The sequence below is a fragment of the Pseudomonas sp. P7548 genome (genome assembly GCF_013386585.1).
Taxonomy (GTDB): domain Bacteria; phylum Pseudomonadota; class Gammaproteobacteria; order Pseudomonadales; family Pseudomonadaceae; genus Aquipseudomonas.
On the sequence record NZ_JACARO010000041.1, the window covers coordinates 1 to 25,822 of the forward strand.

The window sequence follows — 25,822 nt, forward strand, 5'->3', positions numbered from 1 at the left end:
GGTGTAGTTCGGACGCTTACGAAGGTGCTGAAACCCAACGAGAAACAGCGAATGGTTGAGCTCGGGTTTGATATCTGTTGAAAGGTATCTGTTTTCGAGTGATAACTAGAAAATGGAGTGTGCACGAAGCCGGCCGAATTCTCAGATGGTCATACTGTTATCGGTGAGTGACTTCATCGTAAAAATTACGGGCGCGCCTACGTTTCCAGCGCAATGGATGGCATAGAGTAAAGGCGGGGGCGAGGTTCCTCCGCCGAAATTTTTTAATGGTCGTTAATCCATTTCATAATTTCATCAAAATCTGCAAGTGTCATGTCCCAACTGCTGGAAATTTCATTGTCAACAAAATCTCTAGCGTCTTTCGTAAAAAAGAGGTTGTTGCTATGACTGTTTTATTTGGTCCTTCTTTCATGTTTTTCACGCCATGTAGCGCTCTCACAACTTCTACACCGACTTTGTTGTCTTCCGCATAGCGTTTGCATTCAATAAAGTATTTGTTTTTGATTCCAAGTTGGTCGGTGGATATCGCAATAATGTCTTTTCCGCCATCTCGAGTTCTTTTGGTAAGCTCAACTTCAAAACCTTTTTTTCGAAATATTTCCGCGATCAACTCTTCGAATTCACGAGGTGATATTTCTCTTATTAGCTTTGGGTTGCTTTTAAGTGTCGTGATCAGTTCGGGGATCGATTGCCAAAGCAAGTCGAGGTCATCGGCTTGGTAGAACTCTTGTAAGTACTCAATTCTTGGTTCGTTTAAAGTGTTCGCGCCAGTTGAGTTGTCAATGATGAAATTTAGGATTTCTGACGGGTATTCTGATGCTTCAAAGTTTAATGAGATATTGTTTCCACATTTGGCACAGGATAGTTCGCAGATAAGCTCGTAGATGCTTTCGGCTCCCATTGATCTTTCGGAGCCGCCTGTGCACTCAATGCTGAAGTCATCAATAGGCATGGTGTTTTTGATTTTGCACTTATGACATTCGTACTCAATATCACCGCAAAAATTCCACATTTTTAAATATTTCCTTGGGTAACTCTAATGTTACGTTTTTTTCAAAATGCTCAAAGTGAGCGTACACGACATTAACCGGGATGGAGAAATACATTGTTAATCGGATTTGCCATGTCGTAAATTGACGCGGCGATCGAGCGCATTGGTAGGCTTGAGTCGATCCAGTTGATTAGTATGTTCAAACGTACCGGGAGACGGTGCGGCCTGTTTATTTACAGGGTTCGGCACTGGTACTTGGGTTGGTGTAAGCGGGAGCGCTGAATTAGACGCTGTTGACGCTTGAACGAAAAGCACGTTTCCTATGACGAAACCGGTAATCAGAAGTAAGACGATGAGCAACCACACCCTGACATAATGTGTCGACTGACTCCTCAAGTAATCCCGGTTGCTGATCCGAACAGGGTTCAAAGCATTGTCAACCTCGGCCAGTTGAAGTACTCCATGGTAGTTTCGTTTTAGCAACTCTTCGATTGAGTCGAACGCCCTGTCAAACTGGCTGAGCGAACTGGAACGCGCACTAAAAACCCAAATGCTCATTAATAGGCACAAGATAACCACGACCCAAATGTAGGTCGAGGAGAATATCGCGCTGGTACTGGTGTCTTTGAGACCGTTGACTACCACGACGGTTAGCACAAATGTTAATAATACAAATATACCATTTTTAAGCGAGTCGATAAACGAATCAACGAGGTCATGGGTTTTTTTTACTGCATCGACGAGGATATCGGTGATCTTGCCCTTTACTTCAAGGTAGCTTTCTACGTTTTCTTTTAAATAAATTTGATAGTTTGAGTGGGTCGCGTGAATTATTTCTGGATGATTGGATAGGTTTTTCAATTCGGTTATATACAGCGACAAGACATTGCGGGCGAGTCCGATTTTGTCAGCGTTTCCACCATCTCCGTAAGCCCAAGTTACCAATTTATAGAGTATGTCGGATCCTTCGGTCAAGTCATCTAGTGGTCCCGTTCCCGCTATTGTCTTGTATCCACAAATACGATATTCGAGGTGGTCCTTATCATCTAACTCTGCGGAGCTGGCAATAAATATCGCTGAGACTAGAGTTCGCGCTTTTTTAAAGAAATTATCAATGCCTCTCACACCGGTTGCTGTCGTAAGATTGAAGTCCTGCGGCACAAAAATGCCCGGCAAGGTTCTGCTAAAACAATTGTCCTGGAAAATTTCGAAGACAGACTTCCGGTTGATCTCCTGCTGTTGGTCACCGGTATTGGCTGCCGTATCCGCAGAACATTGAAACGAGATGCTTGAACTGGTAGCCGCCGCGATTGGAGCAAAGCATTCAAAAATCAGTGCACCCTCCATGCGTCCAGCCAAAACTTTTAATACCTGGAGAGTAGGGGTGCTTTCTAAGTAAGCGCCGAGCAAGGCCGGTGCGTATAAGGACAGTCGTTGATGTTGCACCGTTTTATGTACGATGAGCTCCACTGACATGCGGCATGTGTCATCTTCGTCATTCAGTTCGAAGAGCTCGTTTACGCGCGCGCAGCTTGCTTCGGAGAAGTCCGTTACACACCTTGAGTCCTCGTCGTATCCGATTGTCAGGGAGAACCTGTCACGGGGCGAAATCTGCAGTCGCCAGTACTTAAACGCATCATCTACTATGTCTCGAGCTTTAGAGATAGTGCAGAGCTCACCAGCGTTAAGTCTGTATTGGTCGAGCCGTTCCTCTGCTGATGAAATAGTTAGGCGAGAGGTGAAAAGGCTGCTGAGCATTTATTTCAGGTCCCAGGGCTTTTCGGTGAAGATTCCTGCAACATTAGGTGCGTCCAGCACCAAGACTGATTGGCCCGCTGGAGTTTTCGAATACCAGATCTTGTCGGGAAGATCAGGAATATCCTCGTCGTACGCCACACTGATTTGATCGGAGACTTTGATAGTTTGACGGCGAAAGGGTACTGCTGACGGGACTAGAGTGAACTGCCCATCAAATTTTCGTTTTTCCGGAAGCGAGCGTAACGTGGTCACGAGGTTTGGCAGCTCCTCGGCAAGTGTGGTGCTCAGTGGAGCATAGCTGGCAAACGTTTTGGTCACGAAATCATCGAAGTTCAACGTTTCGGTCTGCTTAAATGCCGCGATGGTGGCGTTGCGGAGGATCGTATAATCGACCGGCGATACACTCTTGACCTTGCCAAGTGTCTTCACCACCCACTTGACAGCGGTTTCGGTATTGAGCGCATCACTGCGTAGCTGTTGTAGCTCCAGCACCTCCTTCCACCAGTAGGTTGACGGTCGGGAGTGCGTGTCAAATACGAAGACTTGTTCCAATTTTCCTTGGGCATCCATGCTTACTTTGCAAGCCTTGTAAATTTTATTGGATTCACCAAGGCCAATTTTTTGTTTCAGATCGGTTTCATCAATAAATCGCTGATGCTCGATCTTCACCCCTAAGTAGGATAGCGAGCCTCCATCTACATAAAGGAATTGGAGAAAACTCCCTTTATTGAGAAGCCCCTTACCTGACCTATCCAGGTGCCCATAACGCTCTTCAGTATTTACTTCGATGCGCAGCAAACGTTCGGCTAGTGTCTGGGTCTCAGGCGCGGTTACCAGGTCTTTGCTGCCGAAAAATGCATTCAGGGAAGTTGCGAATTCGGTTGTTGGACTGGCCAATGTGTACAGGCGGTTCTGCGGACGCCCATGAATTTCTAATAGCAAGGCGCTCAAATAGGCTTCGAGATCTGCTTTATCTACGGGAATGGCAACGGAATTACATGTCTCAGTCTCGATATCGAGGTGATGTAGGCTTGTGCTGAGAATTTTGGCCTCGAGCACCGAAGCGATTCCATTCATGATTTTTCCTTCTGAAAACAAAGTGCGCCAATGTAATGTCTGATCCTAGCGCTTTTGCCAGCGGTCAGCGATTACATTTTGATATCACTTGGAAATCATCCCTGATTGATCCGGGGTCACGGTGGCGTAAGTAGGAGCGCAAGCGTCATCTTTATGAACTCTTCGTTGCGGTCAATCGCGGCCAAGGCGCCGCGAACGTTGTCGGCTACCTCTGACGAGCCGCTCCACCCAATTGGAAAGCTCCAGAATCGCCGCTTCAAGGGCGAGCTGGTTTTCGTTAATTTTGACGAGCAGTGAAGGGAGCAGGTCTGAATTTGGCATCGCGAATCCTCCGTGAAGAACTCGGCGTAGCAGTCGAACGTTGATAGGGTGATTTACTGCCGCCCCTTCCTATACAAGGGTCGATTCCCCAAGACGACAAACAAAGAACCGGTGGTGCTCGTGACAGGCCTGTGTGAAAGCCTGCTCAAAAATTGCTACAAGGTGAAGAGATAAAGTAGGACAGGCTAGGCGAGCCGGGGCTGCGGTGGATCCAATCCATCATGGACGCAATGCACCACCCACGATGGGTAATAAAGCGGTGTAACAGCGAGTCACTCCAGAGTCAGCTCTGCGCTTCGGTCCCCATTAGTGGGGCACTCTGGAAATTTAATCTTTTTCGATTTTAAGAAAGGGATTATCGGGCGGTATCAATTCAAAAAATAGCTTTGGATCCTCAATCAAATACCCCTTCAATGTGGTTTTTTTCCTAGGGCCTTGTACTTGGCAAATCCAGATGTTTAGACCGTTGCCTCGCTTCCTGTGGACCTTCAGTTTCTCGAACTGCTTCTGCACCCAGCGCCATTCTTCACCTTCGTGCTCGGCACCCTGTGAGATACCAGGAAACTCCTGAGCGTAGCGTTGGAAGAGGCCAGGTGTTACCAGAAACACAATGCCGTCCACAGTGTGAACCTTGGCCTTGCTGTCGTTGATGATCAGCTTATGACTTTGAATGCCTTCCCTGACCCAATTCAGGAAAACCTGACCAGGGTTATCCGTCGAGGGAATTGAGATTTCGAGAGTGCTTGCTGACGATGCGTCGCTGAGCTCAGGCTCTTCCCGCTCGAACATGTCGAGCAGCGTTCCGAGGTAGTCGGCATCCTCCATCGCAATGGGATCTGGCTGCGATGGGCTTTGAGTTGATCTTGTATTGACAGCTTTGGGTGCTGGCGGTGATACCGGAGCGTCAGTCGAGTGGTTATCGACTGCCATGCTCACCGTTCCGCTGAAAGCCTCGGGGCGGTCTTCGCTCCCCCAAATTAAAGCCGGTTGGATGCGCAGAAAAGTAAAGGTTTGCTGCCAGTTCCCTTGTGCGACAAGAGCGGTCCAGATGGCTTTGCCTGCCGGGGTGGACTCGACCAACCCATGCGACTGGAGTTCGTCGAACACCGCGATGTTGGAGAAGGGAATGCCCTCAATCGATTGCGACAGCAGATAGGCTCGCAGCTTGTCCGTGACCGTCTTGCTGACGAGCCAGAGTGCGTCCTGGGTCAGCCATCCTGCGGCACCTGGCTGGTTGAGTTTCAGCTCGTGCTGAACCAGATGACGCAGTCCGCTGATCAAGTGATGTTGCAGCGAATGAATCGGGGCCTGCAGCGCCTTGCTTGGGTTGCCACCGATGTTTTGCGCGGTGGAGACACGGTCGGCCTGCATCACCAACTCACCGAGCACGCCAGCACGTTCGTACTGACCGGCCAGGACATACAGCAGACTGGCCCATAGCGGCGGAAAGCCACTGAGCCAGTCCAGGATCGTGCGGTCGAGAATCTGGGTGTAGAGCAAGCCTGCGGCGGCGCCGTGCAGGTGATAGTCGCGGCCTTTGAGGTAGCGAAAACGGTAGGGTTGATCCAGGGAACCCTGCCAAGGATGCCAAAGACGGCCATCCTGGCGTTCGACCACCAGGTCCACGGCGATCTTCCCGATGTCATGCAGCAGCGCGCCATAGGCGATGCCCGCCGACCACGCGTCGGTCTGGGCCGCCTGGTCTTCGGGCGCGGCGCCAGTGGGAAGCAGATACGACTGACGCAGTTTCAAACTGCAAGCGACCAGTTCCAGTCCATGGTCGAGCATACCGCCGAGATACGCATGGTGGTGGGTCTCGCTGGCCGGGAGTTGCTGGACCTGTTCGGCGTAGCGATGGATCGGATTTAAATAGAGCTGGATGAACTGCGCGTGGGAGAGGGCGGTGTACTGCCAGATGCGATCGAGCAACTGGCGGCGGTGCTCCGCAGCTAACAAGCTGTGAGCCGACTCGATGGGCAGGTAACCTTCGGCGACGTTGACGGTCAGTGGCGGAGAGGGCTTCTGCCTTTTGCGGCGAAACAGGCTGAGCATCGTGACCTCCGGGAAGTGGCTGGGTCAGTGGCCTTTTAGCCTTTTCGGATAGGGCTCTTACCCTTGACCCCCCATTCCTTTCCAACCCTTACCGTCCTTTTGGCGCGTGTCCCTTTGCGCGGCAATCGGAATATGGATACTGCTAGGCATCGTTTTGTTGGGGCTAGTACGGAAAAGACAAGAGTCGGTACACTGCGGTGCCTATTTTTTGGGTCTTGCCATGAACCTCACTGACGCCACGCTCGTGCTGCTGCTCGCGGCACGTATCCATGGGACCGACGAAGCCGTCCGGGCCTCGGCGAAGAGCGTGGTCAAGAAGTTGCCGCGCAGTAAGCGTGATCTGATCTACAAGGTAATCGATAGCCGAAGTCCGCTCGAGCTGGTGGATTTTCTGGCGCAGAACCTGGATGCGGAATGACAGGCTGCGAGTGTGTGCCCATCCCTGACTCTTTGCATCAGAGCCCCGCGGCATGGGGATTTTTCTGGGCGCAGAAAAAGGGCCCAACTCGCGTTGGGCCCTGTGATGCGATTGCAACGGTGAGTTAACGATCAAACTCCATCGTTCATGCATCGTGAGTCATCCATTACCATCTGCTTCAGCTGCTGCTCCAGGTTGAGTACATGCTCCGAGGCGCTTCGGGCCAGACCACTGGCGCGAAAGATCGCGCGTTTGTCAGCTTTGAGCAGGCCGAGCCAGGAGTCGATGTAGCCCTCGTGCCGCAGCTCCCCCTGTATACCGGCGTAGGCACATAAAAAAGCAGCGCCCATCTCGGCGATCAACTCCTCAAACGCGTAGCCTGGCGAGCCGAACGGACAGGCTGACGTCATGCCTTCGCGCTGCAACCGAGAGTGATGCCCGGTCCAGTGCGTCAGCTCATGAAGTGCCGTGGCGTAGTACCCGCCTTCATCGTGAAATTGTGCTTTTGTCGGCAGTTGGATGAGATCCCTGATCGGGTGGTAAAAGGCTTCGTCGGCAGGCCGATGAACGATGCGTGCACCTGAACTTAATAGCAGATTTTCCGCGGCGCTGTTGGGCTGGAAGGGATCACTCTGTTCCGTCTCGAGCAGGGTTTCATTGAGCATTTCGAGCCCCTCCGTTTGCTCGATGTTGAACAGAAAATGTGTCCTGAGAATGCCGAAGTGAGCGACCTTGGGCTGACCGTTTTCATCGAGTACGGGTTGGCCTGACTCGGTCTGTTCCTCGCGCTCCATCGGCTTGTAGAGCACCGCCAGAGTGCTGTGCTCACCCTTACGAATGTGCCCACCGGTCTTTTTGGCTTGGTTGAAGGTCAGCCAACGATCTTGAGTGAACCCCTGCAACCTGGCCTCGGCCCAGAGCAGCGGTAAATTGATGCCCGAATACGGACGTCGTGTGATGGCGTTGACGGGGTAGGGTTGATGACCGATGTAAGCGGAGCCACTTGAGGACCAGGGTTTGATCCAGGGAGCAACGCCTTGGTCTAACGCGGTAACGATCTTGTCAGTTACGTCTTGGTAGATATCGCGCATGGCAATTTCCTCGAGAGAAAACGGAGGAACGCCTTGCCCGTCGGGGGAGGGTTCCCCGGTTGGGTGATGGGTTGGATTGATGCAGGTCTTGCATGCCGCCCGAATGTGGAGGTGGGCGCCGCCCATTGCGCTTAGCGCTGGTGTTCTCCTGCAAGCGCTATCAGCAAGGCGGCAGGCTGACCCGGTTCTTGGAGTAGGCTCAGACTCAATTGCAGCAACGGGTCGTGGTGTAAGTGATCGGTTGGTTCAATGTGGATTACCTCGAACAGCACGTAGGGCTTGTGTGGATAGGCCAGGTGGGCTTCGAAGGCTGCGCGCAATACGTGGCTCAACCGATCGACCTGCAGCTTCTCAGCGTGATCGGATTGCTCGAGCAGTACTGCGCGTTGCCACGCGCCAGGGGTGAACACGATGGGCAACCGAAGGGTGTTCAGTGTTTGCGGTGTAAGTGAGTCGGGCATGGTATGTCTCCGTTGAAAACGCGAAGAAACCTGCCCTGTGCGGGGAAAGATTTCCCCGCAGTGGGTTGAAGAAAATCAAGAGGGCTTATCTCACGAGCAGCGCTCGAAAGGCGCTCAGGAGAGCAGTAGGCGTTCATCACCGTAGCAACGGTCACCGTGCGAGCCACCGAACGCTAATCGCACTTGGGGAGAACCATCATCGAAGTGACGGAGCCTTGAAGGTTCTGGCTACCTGGGAAAGTGCTGTCGATAACAGCGATCCGTACCTTGTATTTAGCTGGACGATTTATCTGGGTCAATCACTGTAGATAGGCTTTTTCACGGGGCTTGTCTTCTGTCTTCCAGTGAAGATTTTTTCGGCTGGGCAAACTGATAAACGGTCAGGCACAGACAGTTTTCAGTAGTAGGCTGTTACTCCTGTCTCAACCATGAAAACGCTCAGAAGAGGGCGAGAGCATGCCGACTCAGCAACCTGTTCAGAATTCACGTGGCCACAGCTGGGCGTACGCATGTGGCACGTCGGTAAAGCGTGGTTATCGCAAATTGAAAGCGTTTGAGTCCCGCCTGGCTGAGCGTGCGGTGACGGCAGGTATGCCCGCAGGTAAATTACTTGTTCGCGGGAGCTTTCTGATTGCCAAACTGGCATTGATCGGAGGATTGCTCTTTGTCAGTGTTTGGCTGGTTACTTTTTTTGTGATGATGCTGGCTGTCATCACTTTGCTATGGTTCAGGGCTTTTGTTGGTTCCGATCATCAAGAGGAAAGTCCAGGACCAGACTACCTAGGTGCTGATCTCTACATCGGTGACTTCGATGACAATGGGCATTATATAGGCGACAGCAAGTCATCTAATTGAACGTTTAGCAGCACCCAATATTTGATCCGTACCTTTGCTCGCTGAATCACTTGCGGCTTTGCTACCGTTCGCCAACATGCCCTGAATCCCGTTGCCGACTGAATATCCTGCCCAGCTCATGGCCCCTAGAAACAGCATTGGTAGCACGATGAACATCGCCCCCATCACATACTCGATCACCTGTGCCGTGACGGTTCCATCCATGAAGCCGGATGTGGGCAGCGATAACAGCACTTGATTGGAAGCCGAAACCTGGTTGTACAGCGTATCGAGCATGCTGGAGTCGACCCAGCGAGCGAGTTCCCACCAGAAGCTCAGCATGTGTAAGGTGAACAGCGCGAACGTCACGGTCATGACAGTTTTCAACTGGTAGGTACTGACCAGCAGGATCAGCGGCAAGCTGATGATGACGCCCATGATCAGGAACGCCTGCACCATCGGCAAGGCGGCGCGTAGTGCATTCATTGCCGGGAAGTTGCTGAAGGAACCGAGGGCCAGCCCGGTATTGGTGGCTAGGTTATTGAGCCCCTGATTGATCGAACCGCCACGAGCGCTGGAGCCGTAGTCCTGATACACCTGTCCGGGCGACATGGACATCGATTGCTGGCGCGGGCTGACCAGCTCGCGCAGGGTGGCATCCTCGATCTCGTTGCTCGAACGCCCAGTCAACCAACCTTTCAGCTGAGTCAGCAGCGAGGGGTCGACCTGCTCGATCAAGCGCTCGCGCAAGCCAACACCGCTATCACTCCACCACTGCTTGCAGGTGGGGTAGCCCGCGCCATTCTCCAGCCGCGGCAAGGAAACATCGCGGTTGTCGTCATACGGCCAGCTGACTCTCGGTGTGCGTGAGCGATCCGTATCGTAGTAGCCGGGTGTGTCGAGAAAATAGCTTGAGCCGATCCAGGAGGCGTCGTGACTTTGTACCTTGTCCAACAGCGGACGGTTGGTGAATAGCCGAGAGCGGGAATAGCCGTAGCAGTCGCGAGTGAAATCGGCGACTTCCTGCAGCAGTACCTGACTGTCGATACGCGAGCTGTCGATCTCCATACGCATTTGTCGGATATCCGGTGTGCAGGGAATGGAAGCGGTGGCCGCCGCGGTTACCCCTTTGCTCAAGGCATGCACCAGAAACCACCAGATCGGAACGTTGGCGGAGCGTTCGCCGATGGTATTGAAGGTCGTCCCCCAGGCGGTTTCCGTCGGTTGGGCCACACTCACGCCGCAGCGCTGGCTCGCCGCATCATCGAACGTCATTGACGAGAGGCTCAACGGAAAGACCGGCGCGCAGCCGAACAACACCACGATGTAGGCCAGCCACAACCGGTTCTCGATCCGCGGAACTGAGAGCAGTCCCTTGTTACCTTCATCCGCGCCTTGCTGACGGGCCGATAGCCATTCCTGCAAGATGATCGCACCAAAGGGTGCAGCGAATAGCCCGGTGTCGGACAGGACGCTCCAGAGGCCGTTGTTGATGATCCAGGACAGCAGGGAGAGGTAAAACTCCAGGTAGCTGTTGGTGCTCATGAGCATGGTGGTGACCTCACAGTCGGGTGAGTTCGACGCAGGTAAAGAGCACGAGCCCTAATGTCCCGATGCGTTTCACGCGCAGTCGATCCTGTGGTCGATATCGGTAGCGCCGAAGCAGATCCCACCAGAGCGCAAAGAGAGCGGCGTAGAGCAGGGCGCGCCACCACCGCAGATAAGGCCGTGCGGATTCGAATGCCTGCTGCCAGACCTCGACACTATCCAGCGCAGTGCGGCCGGTCCAGGCGACCAGCGCGACGGTCAGCATCATCACTGCGGCAATCCCCAGACCTGAAAACAGAGTGAATCGCGGTGAGCGTTTCATGGCTCACTTGCGCCTAGCGTCAGCATCATTGAGTCGGCCCGGCTCAGGATCTCCTTGCTCGACGGTACGCGAAGCATCGGCACCACCGGCATGCCGATCGAGCACCAGGCTGGCGGTGTTGGTGGCCAGCATCTGCCTGACCTGCAGTTCGGTCTGCAGCAGGCGTATTTCGCGCTCCAGAGCGTCGATGTTTTTCGTCAAGGCGGTTTGAGCCGGCTCGGCGGAGGCGATGTTCGGTTCGTGACTGCCCGCCAGCAGCGTGCGCAGCAGTAGCAATGCCTTGTCGAGTACGCTGGACAAGGCTGTCTCGCTGGCCAGGCGTCGCGCCAGCAGATCCTGGTCGGGATCGTCGCGCAGGGCTTCAACCACACCACGGGTCACCGGCAGCATCGGGCTGGAGGCTTTAGTCAGATTGTCAGGGGTAGGCGGCAGAGAGCCCGACAGCAAACCTTGCAGGGCCTTGAGGCGTTCGCTGTAGGCCTCCTGGATCAGCGGCGTCAATCCGCTGCCAGCGGTCGCACGCAGGGTTTCGCAGCTGTCGCAGGTCGCGACTTCGCTCTCGCCCAACACGCGAACAGCCCACTCAGATTCTTCCTGCGGTGAGGCCCAGGTCTGACAAATAGCCCCTCCCAGGCAATCACTGCTACTGATCGAGGCACTGTCATCCACCATACGGTTATGCAGCAGGTTATAGCCTGCACGGACCACGTCGGCGGTCACCCGAATGGGCGTCTGCTCATCACCACCAGCCTTTGAGCCGCCGACCCAGGCCACCCCATTGTTGCCGTTATGGGCCTCGGTGTTTTTCACTGCTGCCACCGCATCACCGCCGGTTTGCTCCAGATTGCCCTGCATTTCCTGGTTCTTGGCCAGCGCGCCCCAACTGGCTTGACCGACCTTGTCCGCCATCTTCTCGGCCATGGCCTGGCAGGTCAGCTTGGAGCGGTCGAAGTCGATACGCCCCTGCATCACCCCGTTACTGAGCAACTCATAGAGACCAGGGTTGGCGCGCTGGATGATCAATGCTGGCAGAGACATCACGGCTTGGGTCGCGTTCTGCACGATGCTGCCCATGATCTGCTGGAAACCTTCGGTGGCACCGTTCAGTTGGTTTTGCAGGGTGTTGGTGAGGCTCATGTTTCCGCACATCATGTTCGCTCGCCATGACCCGCCGACTCCGAGACCACTGGGTCGGTAGAGCGAACTCGGAGAGCCAACTGCCGAGCCGCCACCAATGGTGTACATCACTCGGTCGTCGAGTACTTCGCCTTGAGTGCCCAGGCGGTAATCGCCCTCGGCAGCGTGGGCATGTGTGGCCATGACGAGCAGTCCGCAGAGCAACAGACTCATCACGCCCAACCATGGTCGTGCGAGAAGCCGACTCATGAAGCACCTCCTTCGAAGTCGATGCTGAACAGAAAGGTCTGACCTTCACGTTTGCAGCAGCTATAGGGACGCCACAGCGACCAGGCGTATCCTCCATCCGCACTCTGTACCGGATCGCTGGGGAAGATGGCACACGTAGGCTGAGTCCGAGGGTAGAGCAATTGCCATTTGTGGGTCGAAGCGTCGTTTTCAACGATCGGGCTAGGCGGCCAGTAGCCGTCGCGTTTGGCGGGCGTGAGGGGTAAGTACACATGCGGTTGCCCGTTGCGGGTAATCACATCGCCGGCCCGTTGCGCCATGACGGCGGCCGCCTTGAAATCGTCGGGCTGTACCAGAAAGCCCTGCCGGGGATAAACATTGCCCCACATGTTTCCCGAAGCCGGACGACCGACTTCACGGGTCCCCGGCATGAGCGACTCGGGGTAGAAGCTTTCCGGGATGCCATGACGCCAGGCCAGTGAGTCCAGGGTGCTCAGGTAGTAGGGCATGACCGCAGTTGCGCCGCTGGCGCAGGCGTAGCCGGATTGCGAAGCCAGTTGCGTTGCGAGCCAGCCACCGGGGTGGCCGATGCCATCGACGTTCTTGAAGCGGGGCAGGTTATCGCGGTGGGTGTTTGGGGTGATCAGGTTGCCGCCACCTTCCGCACCGCTGACGGGAGAGGAGAGGGTGGCCATCTCGGTCCAGGGGTTATTGCCCGTGGTGGAGTAGCTTGAGACCACGAGTTCAGGAATGAAATGACGCACCTTGGTCGAGGTTTTGACTGTACAACCGAAGGGCGTGCAGAGGAGCCAGAAACAAATGCCGACGACCCTGTATTCGAGACAGTTTGGAGAAAGCACAGAGGACGTGATGCTGCCGCTGTCCAGCGCCACGCTTGGGCCGCACGTCAGCAGGATGCTTAGCGCTAAGGGCCGTAACTTTGTGGGCGGGATTGACGAGCAGACAACAGGCATGATCCAGGCTCTCGGTGTATGCCTGGGCAGGTTCGGTTAGAGACTGAAGACTGTCAGTGGAAATTATGAAGGCGGATCTATCGGGTTTGTGAGCAGTGAGACTATTATTTGACGTGAAGGGCGCTGCGCAGGATATCGGGTTCCACAAGTAACTGATCTGCGGTAATTTCGAAAATATTGGCGAGCTTGCACAGGACTAACAGCGACGGATTGCCCGTGCATCGTTCGATTTGACTGACGTAGGTGCGATCCACCTCCGCCATGAGCGCGAGCTGCTCTTGGGTAAGGTTCTTTACGCGCCGCATCAAGCGGATGTTTTCCGCCAGCTGCAGACGAAGTTGTTCGTAGTCTTGAGTCATGCGCGCAAATTGCGCCTTGAGGGACTCTCAATCCACGGGATATAGTCTACATTGACATTGATCTAGCCATTTGGTGTTCAGGCCTGTTATCGAGCGTTCATTTGGTGTCGTTAAGATTTCGAGGCTGGGTCCAGCGTCTAACAATAAAATCAGAACTCTAGGGTGTGTATGGACGAAAACTACATTTCAATTCCCGCGGCGGATGGTTGTCCAAGTCTTCTGACACCTTGGGGCAACGAATTTGCTCCGATGATCGAACGTGGCGTGCAATGCGCTCAGGTTTGGCTTGATACGCCCGGCGAGATTCCGCTGTGGTGGGAGCTGGCGCAAACACGTAAGACCTTTCCTGTCGGTGACTGCCAGGATGCCTTTGAAGCCGGATTCTTGTTGAGGATTCAGCAGCGGCTAAGCGGTGTGTCACCCAGCCCCAATCAAAGCTGAGAAAAACGACGTTTAAGACGCGTTCATACTCATGGCTAAACGGCTTCCGGAGTTCAGCAAGCAAGCGTTTCGGCTACTGAAGCCCCAATACCAGCGCCCTCGCAGAGTTGGTATTGGGTAATCGCCACCAACGTCTAGTTAACCGCGTCTTTCAGCGACTTACCGGCTTTGAAACTAGGCGTCTTCGCGGCTGCGATCTTGATGGTGGCCCCAGTTTGAGGGTTACGGCCGTCGCGCGCTGCACGCGCTTTCACCGTAAAGGTACCAAAACCAACCAAGGTGACGTTCTCACCGCTTTGCAACGCAGTGGATATGATGGTTGTGAGGGCTTCCAGCGCGCGTCCGGCAGTGGACTTCGGAAGGTCGGCGGAGCTCGCTATGGCCTCGACGAGATCGTTTTTATTCATGTATGACTCCTTCTGCTGGCTGAATGGTGACGAGTAATTTACTCAGATAGTTCGGGCATATCCAGCACAAAACCGCTCTCCAGCCCTGTGTAGATGTAACGCTATTGGGGCTTCAAATCGATACTTACCTCCAAATTCCACGGGCCTGGTCAATGCGCTCAGCTACCCGAAAAGCCGCCTCTAGCTCTGAACACTGGTATTCCTGCATTAAAGTCCAGCGTTCGGCCTTCTCCTCCGGTTCCGTCATGGCCAGGGCGAGATAAAGACTGGGCGGCACGGCCCGAAACAGCGTTTCGAGCTTCTTCGACAGCACGACCCCTTCGGTGAATTTACCCGGCTCCTTGCTGGCAGAGAGCAACAAGGCTTTTTGCGCCGGTGAAAGCTTCTTGAAGCGAGCAATCTCTTCGATTTCCGCCGGCGGCATGTTCAAACAAATCCACCATTCGATCATGTTGAGCATGGTCTGCGCGGCCGTGGGAAAGTCGGCAAGGTTTTGCGTCGCCAGCCAGAACCAAGCGCCGAGCTTGCGCCACATCTTCGTGCCCTTGACCACGAAGGGCGCCAGCAGCGGGTTTTTGGTGATGATATGGCCTTCGTCGGTGACCATGATGATTGGCCTTCCCAGGTACTGGTCGCGTTCGGCTAGGTGGTTCACGGTGTTCATCAGGCTGATGTAGCTGATGGACATCTGCGCCTCGTAGCCTTCGCGAGCGTAAGTGGCGAGATCGACAATGGTCACATCGCTCTCGGGCCAAGGCGTGCCCTCGCGATCGAACAGTTCACCCTCGAAACCTTGGCAAAACAGGTCGATGGACTCACCCATTTCCTGGGCACGCTCGCGACGCTTCTCCGGCAAGTGTGTGTCAGCGGCGACGCGCAGTAAGGCGTCGCGCACGTTGCGGGTCAGTACCTGGCGACCCGCCGCGACACAGGTCTGCGCCGCATCAAGAATGCACTCGCGGATCAAGCTGCGATCGGCTCGACTCAGGCGCGCCTCTTCCTTGGCCTCGCCGCCGGTGATCATCAGGCGAGCGGTGATTTCCAATTCGCCGAGAACATCGCGCTGGTCTTCCCGACTGGCTACCGCCTCATCGTCCAGCTCATCGATCGATAAACTCGCCACCTGATCCGGTTGCTCGACCAGGCGCCAGGCATCGGCAAAGGGGGCGAGACTGACCGAGGCGCCAGGTTTCAATTGGACCTTGTTGACGGAGAGGCCTTGTGTCGCGAAGTAGTCTCCCTGCAAGCCGAATGAGTTGCCGGCCTCGACGATAAATAAGCGAGGGCGGTACACCGCCATGACCTGCATCAGCAGGGTGACCAGGGTGGCCGACTTGCCGGCACCGGTGGGGCCGAACAACAACAGATGGCCGTTCATGGCACGGTCCAGGCGTGACAACGGATCAAAGCTCAACGGCGAGCCACCACGATTGAACAGGGTGATCCCCGGGTGGCCGGTGCCCGTGCTGCGGCCCCACACCGGAACCAGGTTCGCCAGGTGCTGGGCGAACATCAGGCGGGTGTACCAGTTGCGCGTGTCGCGGGCCGGGTTGTAAGCCATTGGTAACCAACGCAGGTAACTGTTGCAGGCGGCGACTTCATCGCCTTCACGTACCGGTTGCAGGCCCGCACCCAGTAGTGCGTTGGCCAGGCTGACCGAGCGCTGGTGCAATTGCTGTTCATCGTGACCGCGCACGTAAAATGCCAGGGTTCCCCGGTACAGCTTGTGCTGGCGGCCGATGATCGCGCGAGCCTCTTCAACATCCTGGCGGGTCTGAGTCGAGGCCAGGTTTTCACCGATGGCTTTGCGCGCTAGGCGGTTCAACTGCTCTTCGAGCACATCCTGTGGTTTGACCACCAAGGTCAGGCTCATCACCGTGCCTTCGGGCAACTGGTCGAACAGGGCATTCACCGCGTCACCCTTGCGGGTTTCTCCGGTGAGTTGACCAATCAAGGGCGCTCGGCGCAGCTTGTCCACTACCATGACCCGGTGGGGCTGATCGTCAAAAAACCAGAGTCCGCGCTGCACATCCGAACGCGGCTCATTGAAAAATAGCCGCTCGGCGAAGTCATGGTCGAAGGGCAGTTCCAGCGACTCACCGCCGCCCGACTCCGGATAGGCCACGCGGCGGTAGAACTCCTCGGGCGATTCATCGGTGAGCGTGGGGGCTGGATTGAACCAGGGCACTAACCAGGCATACAGACCTCGGCCATCGACTCGCGTCGATTGCACCCCGCACGCCTGCAACGAAGCCGCGATACGTTCGCAAGCCTGTTGCAGGGCTTGCACCGGGGTGAGTCCCGTCTCCTCAGCGTCAGACTCAAGCCAGCGATAGACCACCAGGCGCACCCGTCGGTTATTGCCGCGCCAGGGGAGGCGTGTGACGACCTTGTCCTCAAACAGCCCACCCGGTTTGGCAACGGCCTTCAGATGACGGCGAGTGAGTTCTAGGCACGCTTCCGTGAAGACCGTCCCTCGCGCGCTGTCCTGGATATAGCTAGTGAGCCGGTTCAGATAAGGGGTGAAGTCGTTGTCGTCCTGGCAGAAAAACTGCGCCACCCAAGGCGCTTGATCCAACTCATCAAAACTATCCTGCAGGGCGTCTTCGAGTGCGTCGCGGGCGGCCATCAACCAATCGGGTTCGCGCCCTTCAGTGCCGATAGGCAGCAACTCGAACACCGCACCCACCGAGCGATTGTCATCGAGCAGAAAACACTGTTCGGTGTCGAGGTATTCGACCCACGGCAGGTGATCGGTGAAGCTGGGGTTGTGCGCGTACAGTGCGGCTTCATCAGCCAGGGTGGCGCGAGGGCGCAATGGATTGCGCCAAGTTTTCCACGCAGCAGTGCGGTTGCCCGAATCGCCAGTACGCACTACAAGTCTTCCTGACGTTCACCCGGCAATGCGTACTGCACCCGTTGGTAGAACGGAAAGACAGTCGAGTACCCTGGGACCGGTGCCTGCTCGGTACCACTCAAATGCGGATACACGTACAGCACCAGATCAGGATTGGGCAGGCGAGGGAACAAATTTTGGATCTCGTTCGTCGCTGTGCGCGTGTACGGTTCTTGGCGATAAGCGGATAAATTCGCCTGGGCGAGCGGACGGCGTAACTGCTGCCGAGCATCCAGTAGTTGCTGCTGAGTGCCTTGCGAACCGGCGCTGTTCCAGATGTCCAGCATGGTTTGCTCGCCATGGGGCAGTAGTGTCTCCTTGTCGGTGGAACACCCCGTCAGGACCCAGCAGAACACGCTAATCCAGGTCAGGCAGGGAAACATGGTCTTTTTCATGGCGAACGCTCCGGCCCTTGGGCTCGTAGTCGATGGTGATCTCATGGTCGAGGTGCAGTGCGACCTGTGCGGCCGGTGGCACGTACACGGCAGCAAAGGCCTCGCCATACAGCTTGTTGATCCACTCGCGGATGTCGCTGACCCCACCACTGAGGATTGAGTTCAGCGCGCTGTTGCCCGTGCTGCTGGTGACCCCGAGCGTACTGCCGCCCGAACTGATCACGCTGCTGTTGTTCTGCTCATCCCCGAGCAAGGCGGCGACACCGGTGCCGGCCGCAGTGATCAGGCTCTGGCTGCCGAGGTACTGCTGGGCGTTCGAGCGGCGCTCGCCAGCGATGCACGGGATGCCATACGGATCGGACAGATAACCGAGTCCACCGCGGATCTTGTCGGTGTTCGAGCTCTGGGTGGTGGAGGCATTGCGGCTGGCTACCGCCTTCGGCTGAGGCACAGTACGGATGGTGCCATCGGTAAACACAAAGGTGATTGACTCGACCTGTCCGCGTACGCAAGACAGGGTCCAGTCCCCGGACGCCGTGCCGCTCATCACGGCCCCCGCGACGTCCGGCAGGTCGATGCCGTTGGCAGTCAGGTTCTCCGGGCCGACCAGCACCTTGAAGGGATAGGGGTCATTCACGGTGCCGTCCACCGGGACTCGGCCGATCAGCGCGGTCATGGCGACCGAGCCCATCAGCGTCGCGTTTTCGGGGATCGTGTAGACCGGCTTCGCGCCTTCGGTACGATCCACGGATCTCGTCAGGTCACGTTCACCCTGGATTGCTGCACGTAGTTGTTTCTGGCTGCGATCAATGGCGTTATCTTTCATGCCTTCCAGTGAGTTGAAGGTAGTAGGCAGACTCAATGCTCGGGAGGTCTTGGTTTTGCCTTGGGCATCTGTGGACGGAACGTCCGAGGGTTCAATCCACTGCAGCGCATCATTGGTAGAGTGTCGCCCTTCAAACTGAGCGCCGTCGTCGGGCTCAAGCCCCAATCCGATCGGCATGTCCTTGCTTTTGCCGGTCAGCCCCGACAACTGTTCCTGCAATTGCGTCAGCAGGCCGCGAGCCTGACGACTGTCTTGTTCCGCTTTGAGTCGGGCCTCGTTGACTTGGCGGCGGCCTTCGTCGACCTGCTGGGTTACGCTGCCAAGCGCAGTCTGGATACGCGAATCGACACTGTTTTCCCGCTCGCGAAGGCGGTTGTTTTCCGTCTGCAATGAGTCATTGTGTTTCTTCAAACCGAGCATGTCACTGCGCATGGCTTTCACCTGGCCGACCAGGGTGGCGACCGTATCCCGGGGAGTATCGCCAGCAATGCCGAGCGACTTGGCTTGCTCGGTGGATAATTGAAGGTTGTCCTGATCAACTGGGTTTTCTGGAGAAGGCGTGCTGCCACCCGCGACCCAGGTTTTCAGGATGATCAACACCACGGCCAGCAGCGCAGCCGGTACCAGCCATTTGAGCAAGGCGTTAGCTTTCATCGTCCGCACCTCGATCAACGGGTGAGAGCAGCACGACGTGCTCGAGGCCGGCACCGCGAGTGACGAGGTAGGCGATCGTGGTGTCTTCAGCACTGCCGACCGGTCCGAGAAAAACATGCTGGAAAGCCGCAGCGAACAGCTTGGCCTGAAGCCGACGCGGATCGAGTTGTACCGTCTCTGAACCACGATTGCGCAACTTCACCGCCGTCACCCAGTAATCACCGAGCCGCCAGGCGGCGATAGGTGTGCTGGATACGTTTTCGGTCGGCAGCAGGGTTGGCAGTTCGGTGCGCAGCTTGAGCGATACGCGGCGTACGCCGGGCAGGGATTCTACAGTGCGCAGCGGCGCGTATAGGCTCTGTGCGGCGTAGCGCGTCAAAACGACTGGGATTGGCGTACGATCTGGAGCAGGGACGGTGCTAGATTCCGTCTCGGTAGTCTGCACCGGAGCATTTTTGAGAATACGCACGGGCTCCAGCGGTTGATCGCCGGGTGTGGCCGCGATATCTAGAAGGATGATCTCGCCCGTCGTGACTGATTGCAGTTGCAGTCGGGTCGGTGCAATGGCTTCCGACGCGCGCAGGTACAGCGTGCCACCAGTTGATTGCACGCGCAGCTTACCTGTCAGGGTTGAGGGCACGCCGACTCGAACATCCTCATCGATAAAGACCACTCGTTCCTGATTGATCATCAGAGGGATCGCGAGGGGTAGGCGTTCCCAGTGCATCAGCTCGACGGCCTGCGCCGCAACTCCCCATAGCATCATTACGACGGTGAGTCCCAGGGTAGACATCCGCTTCATGGCTCACCTCCAGGCAGGGAGATTTTTTGCGGAGTGCCCTGATAACAATCGAGTGCCAGTCCCCACTTGTTGCGTTCGGGATCAAGATCAAAACGCACCACGCGTAATGGATAACGCACCACCACCCGCTTCACCGGTTCGGCGGCGTAATACTCATCGGCGTTGAGGTCGAGCTTGACCAGCCAGCTGTCGCGGTCGAGTTGCTTGACCCTGAGCTCCGGATCTTCGCTGTAACCTCGGCCCAGAATTTCGTAGACGCCACGCACCCGCTGGCGTAGTTCGCCGGCGGCCTTGCGGTACTCGTAGTCGCCGTCGAGGAAGGCCTTGCAGGCGGGGGTCAGGTAGGACTGCAAGCCATAGATGGCGCGGCGATAATCCTGCTCGCCATCCGAGGGCCAGCGGTTGAGTTGGCCAAAGATGTAGAGGGCAAAGGCATAGACATTCTCTGAGGGGATATCCCACCACTTGCGAGTGCTGCCCGAACGCAGATCCGGTGGTACATGCACGGTCAGATCGGTCGGTGCCGAACGCCAGCCGTACCAGAGCCCGGCACAGACCAGGGCAAGGATCATTACCGCCAGGCGCAGGCTGAAGATGTGGGCCTGTTGGGCATCGACCTTGTTTCGAAATCGGCTCATGACTTCCACCGAGACAGGGCAGGGCGCAGTCGACGCGAACGGCGAACCGTCCAGGCGCCGGAGTGGAGAATCAGACTGCCGCGACCCAGGCGCCAACGGCTGGCGAGTATCCATTCGAGTTTGCGGTACAGCCAGGTCTCGGGGCGGGCCCGTTTGGCCCGACGCAGTAGTGTGCCACCGGCAAATAGCACCACCGTCATGCCTGCGATCATGCTGGTCGGCGCTACGGCAATGGAGGCGGTGGCGATCACCAGAGGAACGCCCAGCAGTAGTCCAATGATTGCGCCGGCACCGAGCGCCATCCACATCTCATCATTGGTCAACCCGCGCAGTACGGCGGGATCACGATTGAGTCGCTCCGGCAGAAAGACCAAGGTGCCGTCGGCAAGGCGTTCGATAGCGTTGTTCATGCCAACCTCACAGAATCGCGGCAGCCTTGGTCAGGAACCAGATGATGATCACCACCAACAGAGCACCGATACCGACCACCGCACCCAAGTCTTTCCAGGTCTTGCGTTGGTTCTGCACGTCGGCATACACCGTCAGCGAATGCCAGGCCACTCCTAAAAAAGCGAGCAGGGCAATCAGCAGACCGAGCAGGATGCCGCCGTCGTAGGCGTAGTTTTTGATCGTTTCGATCAACCCGGAACCTTCACCACGAGAAGGTGCTTCCATGGTGGGGAGCTCGGCAAAAGCCAGGCTTGGACCGAGCACCAGGAGCAGCCCGATCAAGCGCTGGCTGGCACGATTACGCAGGTTGTTTTTCAGGGGGGCAAGGCACTTGAGCATGATGGTGATCTCCGGTGTTAGGACAGGGTGAAGAACATCAGAACCAGCAAGGCGAGCAGCACGCGGGCGGCGCTGCCGCCGAAGGCTCCAAAGCGCACACTGCCAGTGGCCCAACCTCGGTAAGCCGTCCACATCACCCAGGCACACCAAAGCAACGCCAGAACGAGAACCAGGGACTGCCACAGCGTCGAACTGCTATGCGGCGAGAAGCCGGAAGCGTTTTGAAAGGCAGCGCTCTGCGCGTCGGTCATGCTCATGGCGACGGCTCCGTGGGCGGCGTGTCGAGGCGGTAATCGCCGACTAATTCACTGGGATCTCGGGGCTGAGCGCGGGAGGGAGACAGGTAGCCCTGCACTCCGTGGCGGATGCGTTGGATGTCTTGCGACAGACGGGGATAGTCGAACCGATAGCGCTCGACTGATTCAGCCGTGTTGGCTGTCTCGGCCCGTGTCGCAAGGCGTTCGATAGTGTCGAGTTGCTGCAGAATTAAACTGAACTGATCTTGCTCATGAGTAGAGGCGGCATAGCTGCCCCTATGGAACGTCATCAGTACGACCAGTGGGCAGATTCTGAAAAATTTGGTTGACATGTGGGTAGCCCATTTGGAGATGGAGCCAGCATTCAACTAACCTCCAGGGCTCAGCAGTAAGAAATATGAAACACGCTGCGTCATTTATTTCGACACAGCTCTTTGGGGCACCGTATCGAAGGCTATAAAAACGGAAAAGTGACGCGATTACACTGCAAGCACTGTCTCGATTGCTCATGAAAAACGATCGGTGGCCGTTAACGTTTGATTCCGCTAACAACGTCGCTAGCGGGGCGCAGATAAGCTCCAACGGAATCAGTTAACGAAGAGTGAGTGCAAAGAGTGAACATTCAACAAGCAATTCGGCGGTATCGTATTCGGCAGGGCGTGGGCTTCTCATTGATGGTCTTCGGTGCGTTATTTTATTTTGTCTCGTTGTTGATTTCTCTACACCGTCAAGCGGAGAAACTCGCTGAGTCAGAGATTTTTGGGCATCTGGGTGGGCTGATGCAAAACTTGGTAGCTGATATTTATCAAATCACATCGCCCTTCATCGGTTTTGTATGGAACAACGCGCCTACTCTCAATCAGGAAAAACCACTCAGCTATGGGAATTTGCTGTTTCTCGGGTTGCTGGGTGTGATGATTGTTGGAAAGCAATTGCTGCTTTCAGCTAGACATCTCAGAGGGCGTGTTCAGGCCCAGCTCGAACGTCTTGAGGAGGCCCAGTGGCGCAACTCGATGCAGAATGGAGCCGCAACCCAAGTCAACGCAAACCAGATCGGCCACATCAATTTTTACCAGCAATCAATGCCGCAATCGTCCAACGGTGATTGGTGGCAGCGGCCGTGGGGTATCGTTGGTTTGTCTATCATTGGCGGTTATATCGTCGCAGTGTTGGCTAAATTTACCGGAATGGTTTAGCACGCCAGCAGTGCGCTCTATCAAATGTATTTTTTGAACGTCGCAGCGGTGATAGCGGTTGCTATTCCAAGTATCACTGCACAAGGCAAAAAAACCGCCATGGGGTTGAGCGAAAACGGTAGGGATAGGTAAATAATCCAGGGTACGAGCAGCAGTGGTAATACAGCTCGCTTAGCGCGGTGGTAGACGAAGCTGCTTTCTCGCCCCGCGCCAAATTTGCGAAGGTCGCGGCGTATCAAGCCATCGACAAAGCCAGTGAACATACTCAGCAAGAACAGCGGCAAGGCTAGGACCAGAATTATCAGCCGCACCACAAAGGTGAAGGTGACGTAGACCGCGGCCAGCACGAAATTTTCGATGCTCACGTAGACCTGATTGGCCCAGCTCCAGAAGCCGTTGCCTTGGCTCGATACCCGCGCCTGCCGGGCAAAATCCGCAAATCCAGTCTTGACCAACAGCCACTGATTTAGGAAATCCAGCCACTGGACAATCGCCTGTCCGGGTTGTTGGATGATAAGTGAATATTTGAAGTGTTCGCTGAGCCAGCTCAATTCGCTATTCAGCATGGCTTGGCTGTGCCGCCAGCCCTGATCGCTCCAGAACAGCAGCAAACCGGCGAACTCAATCAGAATCGAGAACAGCAGTGAGGCAACCAGCAAGCCGATGATGCGCAGGACCAGGCTGATGGCCGAGACGATCATCCCCGGATGCTGGATCGGTTGTGGCGGCGTGTTCTGTACGGAAGTCACCATCATTCACTCCATTAGTGCCACATGGCTGATGGCGTTAACGCGCCTTCTGTATATGTTTTGCTGAATCGAAACCATCAGGGTAGGGCTACCCCACCTGATCTAAATCGAAGTTGGGAGTTGGGCCGCCACCACTGGCGCTCCACCACTGCCCCGCCTGCGTGTTGTAGATCGCCCGCATGCGTTGAGTGAGTTCCTGCAGGTCTTTGGGCATGGCGTCGTCATTGGAGGGTTTTGGCAAAGGCATACGGACTTTCCAGAGCTGGCCACCGGCCTGGAAGGAGAACATTTGCCCCTTGGGCAAACTGACGATGTGAGCGGGCTCGATCAACGGCACACTGGTGCTGCTGACGCGATCCTGCGAGGACGAAGTGAAGTCGGTATTGGCCTCAGGATCGGAGGTGTCGGTGGCGCCCGACACTAGGGTTTTGGTCAGCACATTGACCTTGGGTAACTGCTGGGTGAGCAGTTCAGCGGTGGCGGTTTCGCGCACGCGGAGCATCTGCAGGGTGTTGAAATTGCCGATCACCTGGCCGGCCTTGGCGCGGTTACCGATTCGCGCTTCGATATCGCTAAGGGTCTGGGTGTAGGCGGTTACCTGGATACCGGCACCGCCACCCTTGTTGATCAGCGGAATGAACTCATCGCCCATCAACTCGTTGAACTCGTCGGCGTGCAGGTTGATCGGCAACTTGTCACTGTAGTTACCTGATTGGGGCAGGCCATGGTCGACGCCGTGTTTGTAGATGTGTCCGGCGACCGAGACCAAGTCGGCGAACATGGAGTTACCTACGGCGGCAGCGACCTCGGCATCGGTCAGCGCATCCAGGCCGACATAGACGATGCCGCGTTTTCGGATGATCTGCATCCAGTCGAAGATTGGCCGCGGGTCATCCAGGTCGGTGTAGTTAGGAGCCAGTAACTGGGCGGTCTTGCCGGTGGTAAGTTTCTCCAGCAGCGGTAGTAACGAGGCAACGATTTTGTCGAAGTAAGTACGGTCATACCGCACCGCCGAACGCAGTCCGTCCATTACCGGATCAAATACCCGTTTCACCGCCAGGTACTGCTCGATGGCCACCACGCGTTTTTCGCGGCCCACCATATGCCGGGGAATGTTCTTCTCGGTGAGCTTGCCTTCCAGTTGGACGATCACTTCCCAGGCTTTCGGATCGGTTTTGGCGAAAAACTGCTGGGCGTATTCGATGAACAGCGCGTCGATGTTGACAACATGCCGTTGGATTTGCAGGTAGTCCGGGCGCCGGCCTAACTCGATCAGGGCACGGGCGATGATGTTGACGAAACGCCAGGCAAACTCGCGAAAGGCCGCGGAGTTACCTTCGCCGCTGAGCTGCCCGGCGATGCGTGACGCCACTTCCGAGATACGCCCGAAGCGTCCTACCGCATTGTAGCGGGCCGAGATTTCTGGCCACCCCAGATGGAAGACATAAAACTCTTTCTCCCGACCAGCGCGTTTGGCTTCGACGTACATGCGCTTGAGCAGGTCGGCATCGCCCTTCGGATCGAAGACGATGACCACTTCATGTTCGACGCGGTGAATGTCCTGGGTGATGTACACCTCGGCGAGTCGCGTCTTGCCGACACGAGTAGTGCCTAGCACCAGGGTGTGTCCGACCCGTTCGCCCAGCGGCAGACTGACTTCTGTTTCATTGGGCTCGACCCCATGCAACAGCGGCGAGCCACCGACTGGGGGTAAAGGACGTAACGGATTGAAGGCACTGTCCCAAGCGGTGACACGCGCCAATGTAGAGAGAGGAAACGGTACATGCTCCAGACGACGTTCGAGTCCACGGGCCAAGCGGTAACAGGTCGGTTGGTCGACATAGTGGGCGACCGCCGGATCCTGGGCTTCGACCAGGCGCTGGGTGTGCAGGCGGGTCCAGCGAAAGCCGCGGCCCGTGAACAGGCGCTTACGGCTAACCGGAACCTGCCGGCTGGTCAGTTCGTAGCGGGGGAGCCGTCGGATATTGCGCCGATAGCGCAGCACCTCCCAGGCTTGTCGCAGGCGGATCAGGCCGAACAGGGTATAGGCCAGCGCCGCAATCAGACCGATCTCCGGTGACAGGGCCACGGCCCAGGGCGAGTACACGCACAACACTGCGGCAGCGACGCAGATCGCTACCGTGTACAGCTCCACCGCTGGCCGCAGCTTGGACTCCATCGCATGCTCGGCCATGACCCGA

The 25,822-nt window shown here is 56.2% G+C and carries 27 protein-coding genes and 1 pseudogene; 4 read left to right on the plus strand and 24 right to left on the minus strand.

Annotation, left to right across the window (positions count from 1 at the left end; translation table 11 throughout):
* Positions 1–310: 310 nt before the first annotated feature.
* From HX803_RS17510 to mobH, 5 genes and pseudogenes are all read right to left on the minus strand, one after another.
* Entirely contained in the window at positions 311–952 is a 642-nt protein-coding gene (locus tag HX803_RS17510; protein WP_200864542.1) for a restriction endonuclease, read from the minus strand.
* A 156-nt stretch (positions 953–1,108) separates the two neighbouring features.
* On the minus strand, positions 1,109–2,749 hold the full coding sequence (locus HX803_RS17515; RefSeq protein ID WP_178922118.1) for a hypothetical protein: 1,641 nt from the start codon (positions 2,747–2,749) through the stop codon (positions 1,109–1,111).
* Positions 2,750–3,826: a hypothetical protein gene (locus HX803_RS17520; RefSeq protein ID WP_016978900.1), complete on the minus strand. Its 1,077-nt coding sequence runs from the start codon at positions 3,824–3,826 to the stop codon at positions 2,750–2,752.
* Positions 3,827–3,942: 116 nt separating this feature from the next.
* Positions 3,943–4,147: pseudogene (locus HX803_RS32800) on the minus strand (hypothetical protein).
* Between the two features lie 327 nt (positions 4,148–4,474).
* Positions 4,475–6,199, minus strand: a complete 1,725-nt coding sequence (mobH, locus tag HX803_RS17525; RefSeq protein WP_095013550.1) for a MobH family relaxase — start codon at positions 6,197–6,199, stop codon at positions 4,475–4,477.
* Between the two features lie 220 nt (positions 6,200–6,419).
* Between mobH and HX803_RS17530 the strand changes: the two genes are divergently transcribed.
* A complete protein-coding gene (locus tag HX803_RS17530; protein ID WP_007901093.1) occupies positions 6,420–6,617 on the plus strand; it encodes a hypothetical protein in 198 nt (65 codons plus the stop codon).
* Between the two features lie 131 nt (positions 6,618–6,748).
* Here the strand turns inward: HX803_RS17530 and HX803_RS17535 are convergent, their stop codons facing one another.
* Together HX803_RS17535 and HX803_RS17540 are read right to left on the minus strand one after the other, a co-directional pair.
* On the minus strand, positions 6,749–7,708 hold the full coding sequence (locus tag HX803_RS17535) for an ArdC family protein (RefSeq protein ID WP_016978897.1): 960 nt from the start codon (positions 7,706–7,708) through the stop codon (positions 6,749–6,751).
* Between the two features lie 131 nt (positions 7,709–7,839).
* Complete coding sequence (locus tag HX803_RS17540) at positions 7,840–8,169, minus strand: hypothetical protein (RefSeq protein ID WP_016978896.1); 330 nt, start codon at positions 8,167–8,169, stop codon at positions 7,840–7,842.
* 456 nt (positions 8,170–8,625) lie between these two features.
* Between HX803_RS17540 and HX803_RS17545 the strand changes: the two genes are divergently transcribed.
* On the plus strand, positions 8,626–9,024 hold the full coding sequence (locus HX803_RS17545; protein ID WP_038848934.1) for a DUF3742 family protein: 399 nt from the start codon (positions 8,626–8,628) through the stop codon (positions 9,022–9,024).
* Here the strand turns inward: HX803_RS17545 and HX803_RS17550 are convergent.
* From HX803_RS17550 to HX803_RS17570, 5 genes are all read right to left on the minus strand, one after another.
* Positions 9,013–10,554 carry a conjugal transfer protein TraG N-terminal domain-containing protein gene (locus HX803_RS17550; RefSeq protein WP_016978895.1) on the minus strand — a complete coding sequence of 514 codons (1,542 nt, stop codon included), beginning with the start codon at positions 10,552–10,554 and terminating at the stop codon, positions 9,013–9,015. The genes HX803_RS17545 and HX803_RS17550 overlap by 12 nt on opposite strands.
* A 10-nt stretch (positions 10,555–10,564) precedes the next feature.
* A complete protein-coding gene (locus tag HX803_RS17555; RefSeq protein WP_016978894.1) occupies positions 10,565–10,873 on the minus strand; it encodes a hypothetical protein in 309 nt (102 codons plus the stop codon).
* Between the two features lie 3 nt (positions 10,874–10,876).
* Positions 10,877–12,259, minus strand: a complete 1,383-nt coding sequence (locus HX803_RS17560) for an integrating conjugative element protein (protein WP_025999944.1) — start codon at positions 12,257–12,259, stop codon at positions 10,877–10,879.
* Entirely contained in the window at positions 12,256–13,212 is a 957-nt protein-coding gene (locus HX803_RS17565) for a TIGR03756 family integrating conjugative element protein (protein ID WP_025999943.1), read from the minus strand. Before HX803_RS17565 ends, HX803_RS17560 begins: the two co-directional genes overlap by 4 nt.
* A gap of 104 nt (positions 13,213–13,316) precedes the next feature.
* Positions 13,317–13,571: a helix-turn-helix domain-containing protein gene (locus tag HX803_RS17570; RefSeq protein WP_003174132.1), complete on the minus strand. Its 255-nt coding sequence runs from the start codon at positions 13,569–13,571 to the stop codon at positions 13,317–13,319.
* A 168-nt stretch (positions 13,572–13,739) separates the two neighbouring features.
* Between HX803_RS17570 and HX803_RS17575 the strand changes: the two genes are divergently transcribed.
* A complete protein-coding gene (locus tag HX803_RS17575; RefSeq protein WP_038848938.1) occupies positions 13,740–14,012 on the plus strand; it encodes a LasR-specific antiactivator QslA in 273 nt (90 codons plus the stop codon).
* Positions 14,013–14,146: 134 nt separating this feature from the next.
* On the opposite strand, the gene HX803_RS17580 is transcribed toward HX803_RS17575, so the two are convergent.
* The 10 genes from HX803_RS17580 to HX803_RS17625 all read right to left on the minus strand — a co-directional run bounded on the left by HX803_RS17580 (position 14,147) and on the right by HX803_RS17625 (position 22,008).
* Positions 14,147–14,419 (minus strand): HU family DNA-binding protein, encoded by a 273-nt coding sequence (locus HX803_RS17580; RefSeq protein ID WP_016978890.1) that lies wholly within the window; start codon positions 14,417–14,419, stop codon positions 14,147–14,149.
* A gap of 124 nt (positions 14,420–14,543) precedes the next feature.
* Positions 14,544–17,294: a conjugative transfer ATPase gene (locus tag HX803_RS17585; protein ID WP_016978889.1), complete on the minus strand. Its 2,751-nt coding sequence runs from the start codon at positions 17,292–17,294 to the stop codon at positions 14,544–14,546.
* A complete protein-coding gene (locus tag HX803_RS17590) occupies positions 17,294–17,710 on the minus strand; it encodes a TIGR03751 family conjugal transfer lipoprotein (RefSeq protein WP_038848940.1) in 417 nt (138 codons plus the stop codon). The genes HX803_RS17585 and HX803_RS17590 overlap by 1 nt, the downstream gene beginning before the upstream one ends.
* Complete coding sequence (locus HX803_RS17595) at positions 17,673–19,190, minus strand: TIGR03752 family integrating conjugative element protein (protein WP_016978887.1); 1,518 nt, start codon at positions 19,188–19,190, stop codon at positions 17,673–17,675. Before HX803_RS17595 ends, HX803_RS17590 begins: the two co-directional genes overlap by 38 nt.
* Positions 19,180–19,992 carry a TIGR03749 family integrating conjugative element protein gene (locus tag HX803_RS17600; protein WP_016978886.1) on the minus strand — a complete coding sequence of 271 codons (813 nt, stop codon included), beginning with the start codon at positions 19,990–19,992 and terminating at the stop codon, positions 19,180–19,182. Before HX803_RS17600 ends, HX803_RS17595 begins: the two co-directional genes overlap by 11 nt.
* Entirely contained in the window at positions 19,989–20,630 is a 642-nt protein-coding gene (locus tag HX803_RS17605) for a PFL_4703 family integrating conjugative element protein (protein WP_016978885.1), read from the minus strand. The genes HX803_RS17600 and HX803_RS17605 overlap by 4 nt, the downstream gene beginning before the upstream one ends.
* Positions 20,627–21,040 carry a TIGR03750 family conjugal transfer protein gene (locus HX803_RS17610; RefSeq protein WP_016978884.1) on the minus strand — a complete coding sequence of 138 codons (414 nt, stop codon included), beginning with the start codon at positions 21,038–21,040 and terminating at the stop codon, positions 20,627–20,629. Before HX803_RS17610 ends, HX803_RS17605 begins: the two co-directional genes overlap by 4 nt.
* 7 nt (positions 21,041–21,047) lie before the next feature.
* Entirely contained in the window at positions 21,048–21,419 is a 372-nt protein-coding gene (locus tag HX803_RS17615; protein WP_016978883.1) for a TIGR03745 family integrating conjugative element membrane protein, read from the minus strand.
* A 17-nt stretch (positions 21,420–21,436) separates the two neighbouring features.
* The gene (locus HX803_RS17620; protein ID WP_016978882.1) at positions 21,437–21,676 is read right to left on the minus strand and encodes a TIGR03758 family integrating conjugative element protein; all 240 of its coding nucleotides are present in this window, start codon (positions 21,674–21,676) and stop codon (positions 21,437–21,439) included.
* A complete protein-coding gene (locus tag HX803_RS17625) occupies positions 21,673–22,008 on the minus strand; it encodes an RAQPRD family integrative conjugative element protein (protein ID WP_025999942.1) in 336 nt (111 codons plus the stop codon). The genes HX803_RS17620 and HX803_RS17625 overlap by 4 nt, the downstream gene beginning before the upstream one ends.
* Before the next feature lie 282 nt (positions 22,009–22,290).
* Between HX803_RS17625 and HX803_RS17630 the strand changes: the two genes are divergently transcribed.
* A complete protein-coding gene (locus HX803_RS17630) occupies positions 22,291–22,872 on the plus strand; it encodes a YniB family protein (protein WP_025999941.1) in 582 nt (193 codons plus the stop codon).
* Between the two features lie 20 nt (positions 22,873–22,892).
* Here HX803_RS17630 and HX803_RS17635 read toward each other — a convergent pair whose 3' ends face one another.
* Positions 22,893–23,624, minus strand: a complete 732-nt coding sequence (locus HX803_RS17635) for a TIGR03747 family integrating conjugative element membrane protein (RefSeq protein WP_038848945.1) — start codon at positions 23,622–23,624, stop codon at positions 22,893–22,895.
* 85 nt (positions 23,625–23,709) lie between these two features.
* Entirely contained in the window at positions 23,710–25,815 is a 2,106-nt protein-coding gene (gene traD, locus HX803_RS17640; RefSeq protein WP_178922120.1) for a type IV conjugative transfer system coupling protein TraD, read from the minus strand.
* Positions 25,816–25,822: the final 7 nt, after the last annotated feature.

Coding starts and splice junctions, on each gene's coding strand:
- HX803_RS17580 (WP_016978890.1), bottom strand. CDS start 14,419: ATGAATAAAAACGATCTCGTCGAGGCCATAGCGAGCTCCGCCGACCTT.
- HX803_RS17610 (WP_016978884.1), bottom strand. CDS start 21,040: ATGAACAACGCTATCGAACGCCTTGCCGACGGCACCTTGGTCTTTCTG.
- mobH (WP_095013550.1), bottom strand. CDS start 6,199: ATGCTCAGCCTGTTTCGCCGCAAAAGGCAGAAGCCCTCTCCGCCACTG.
- HX803_RS17560 (WP_025999944.1), bottom strand. CDS start 12,259: ATGAGTCGGCTTCTCGCACGACCATGGTTGGGCGTGATGAGTCTGTTG.
- HX803_RS17520 (WP_016978900.1), bottom strand. CDS start 3,826: ATGAATGGAATCGCTTCGGTGCTCGAGGCCAAAATTCTCAGCACAAGC.
- HX803_RS17605 (WP_016978885.1), bottom strand. CDS start 20,630: ATGAGCCGATTTCGAAACAAGGTCGATGCCCAACAGGCCCACATCTTC.
- HX803_RS17540 (WP_016978896.1), bottom strand. CDS start 8,169: ATGCCCGACTCACTTACACCGCAAACACTGAACACCCTTCGGTTGCCC.
- HX803_RS17565 (WP_025999943.1), bottom strand. CDS start 13,212: ATGCCTGTTGTCTGCTCGTCAATCCCGCCCACAAAGTTACGGCCCTTA.
- HX803_RS17530 (WP_007901093.1), top strand. CDS start 6,420: ATGAACCTCACTGACGCCACGCTCGTGCTGCTGCTCGCGGCACGTATC.
- HX803_RS17620 (WP_016978882.1), bottom strand. CDS start 21,676: ATGAGCATGACCGACGCGCAGAGCGCTGCCTTTCAAAACGCTTCCGGC.
- HX803_RS17635 (WP_038848945.1), bottom strand. CDS start 23,624: ATGGTGACTTCCGTACAGAACACGCCGCCACAACCGATCCAGCATCCG.
- HX803_RS17595 (WP_016978887.1), bottom strand. CDS start 19,190: ATGAAAGCTAACGCCTTGCTCAAATGGCTGGTACCGGCTGCGCTGCTG.
- HX803_RS17570 (WP_003174132.1), bottom strand. CDS start 13,571: ATGACTCAAGACTACGAACAACTTCGTCTGCAGCTGGCGGAAAACATC.
- HX803_RS17615 (WP_016978883.1), bottom strand. CDS start 21,419: ATGCTCAAGTGCCTTGCCCCCCTGAAAAACAACCTGCGTAATCGTGCC.
- HX803_RS17555 (WP_016978894.1), bottom strand. CDS start 10,873: ATGAAACGCTCACCGCGATTCACTCTGTTTTCAGGTCTGGGGATTGCC.
- HX803_RS17600 (WP_016978886.1), bottom strand. CDS start 19,992: ATGAAGCGGATGTCTACCCTGGGACTCACCGTCGTAATGATGCTATGG.
- HX803_RS17590 (WP_038848940.1), bottom strand. CDS start 17,710: ATGAAAAAGACCATGTTTCCCTGCCTGACCTGGATTAGCGTGTTCTGC.
- traD (WP_178922120.1), bottom strand. CDS start 25,815: ATGGCCGAGCATGCGATGGAGTCCAAGCTGCGGCCAGCGGTGGAGCTG.
- HX803_RS17515 (WP_178922118.1), bottom strand. CDS start 2,749: ATGCTCAGCAGCCTTTTCACCTCTCGCCTAACTATTTCATCAGCAGAG.
- HX803_RS17575 (WP_038848938.1), top strand. CDS start 13,740: ATGGACGAAAACTACATTTCAATTCCCGCGGCGGATGGTTGTCCAAGT.
- HX803_RS17535 (WP_016978897.1), bottom strand. CDS start 7,708: ATGCGCGATATCTACCAAGACGTAACTGACAAGATCGTTACCGCGTTA.
- HX803_RS17510 (WP_200864542.1), bottom strand. CDS start 952: ATGCCTATTGATGACTTCAGCATTGAGTGCACAGGCGGCTCCGAAAGA.
- HX803_RS17545 (WP_038848934.1), top strand. CDS start 8,626: ATGCCGACTCAGCAACCTGTTCAGAATTCACGTGGCCACAGCTGGGCG.
- HX803_RS17550 (WP_016978895.1), bottom strand. CDS start 10,554: ATGCTCATGAGCACCAACAGCTACCTGGAGTTTTACCTCTCCCTGCTG.
- HX803_RS17625 (WP_025999942.1), bottom strand. CDS start 22,008: ATGTCAACCAAATTTTTCAGAATCTGCCCACTGGTCGTACTGATGACG.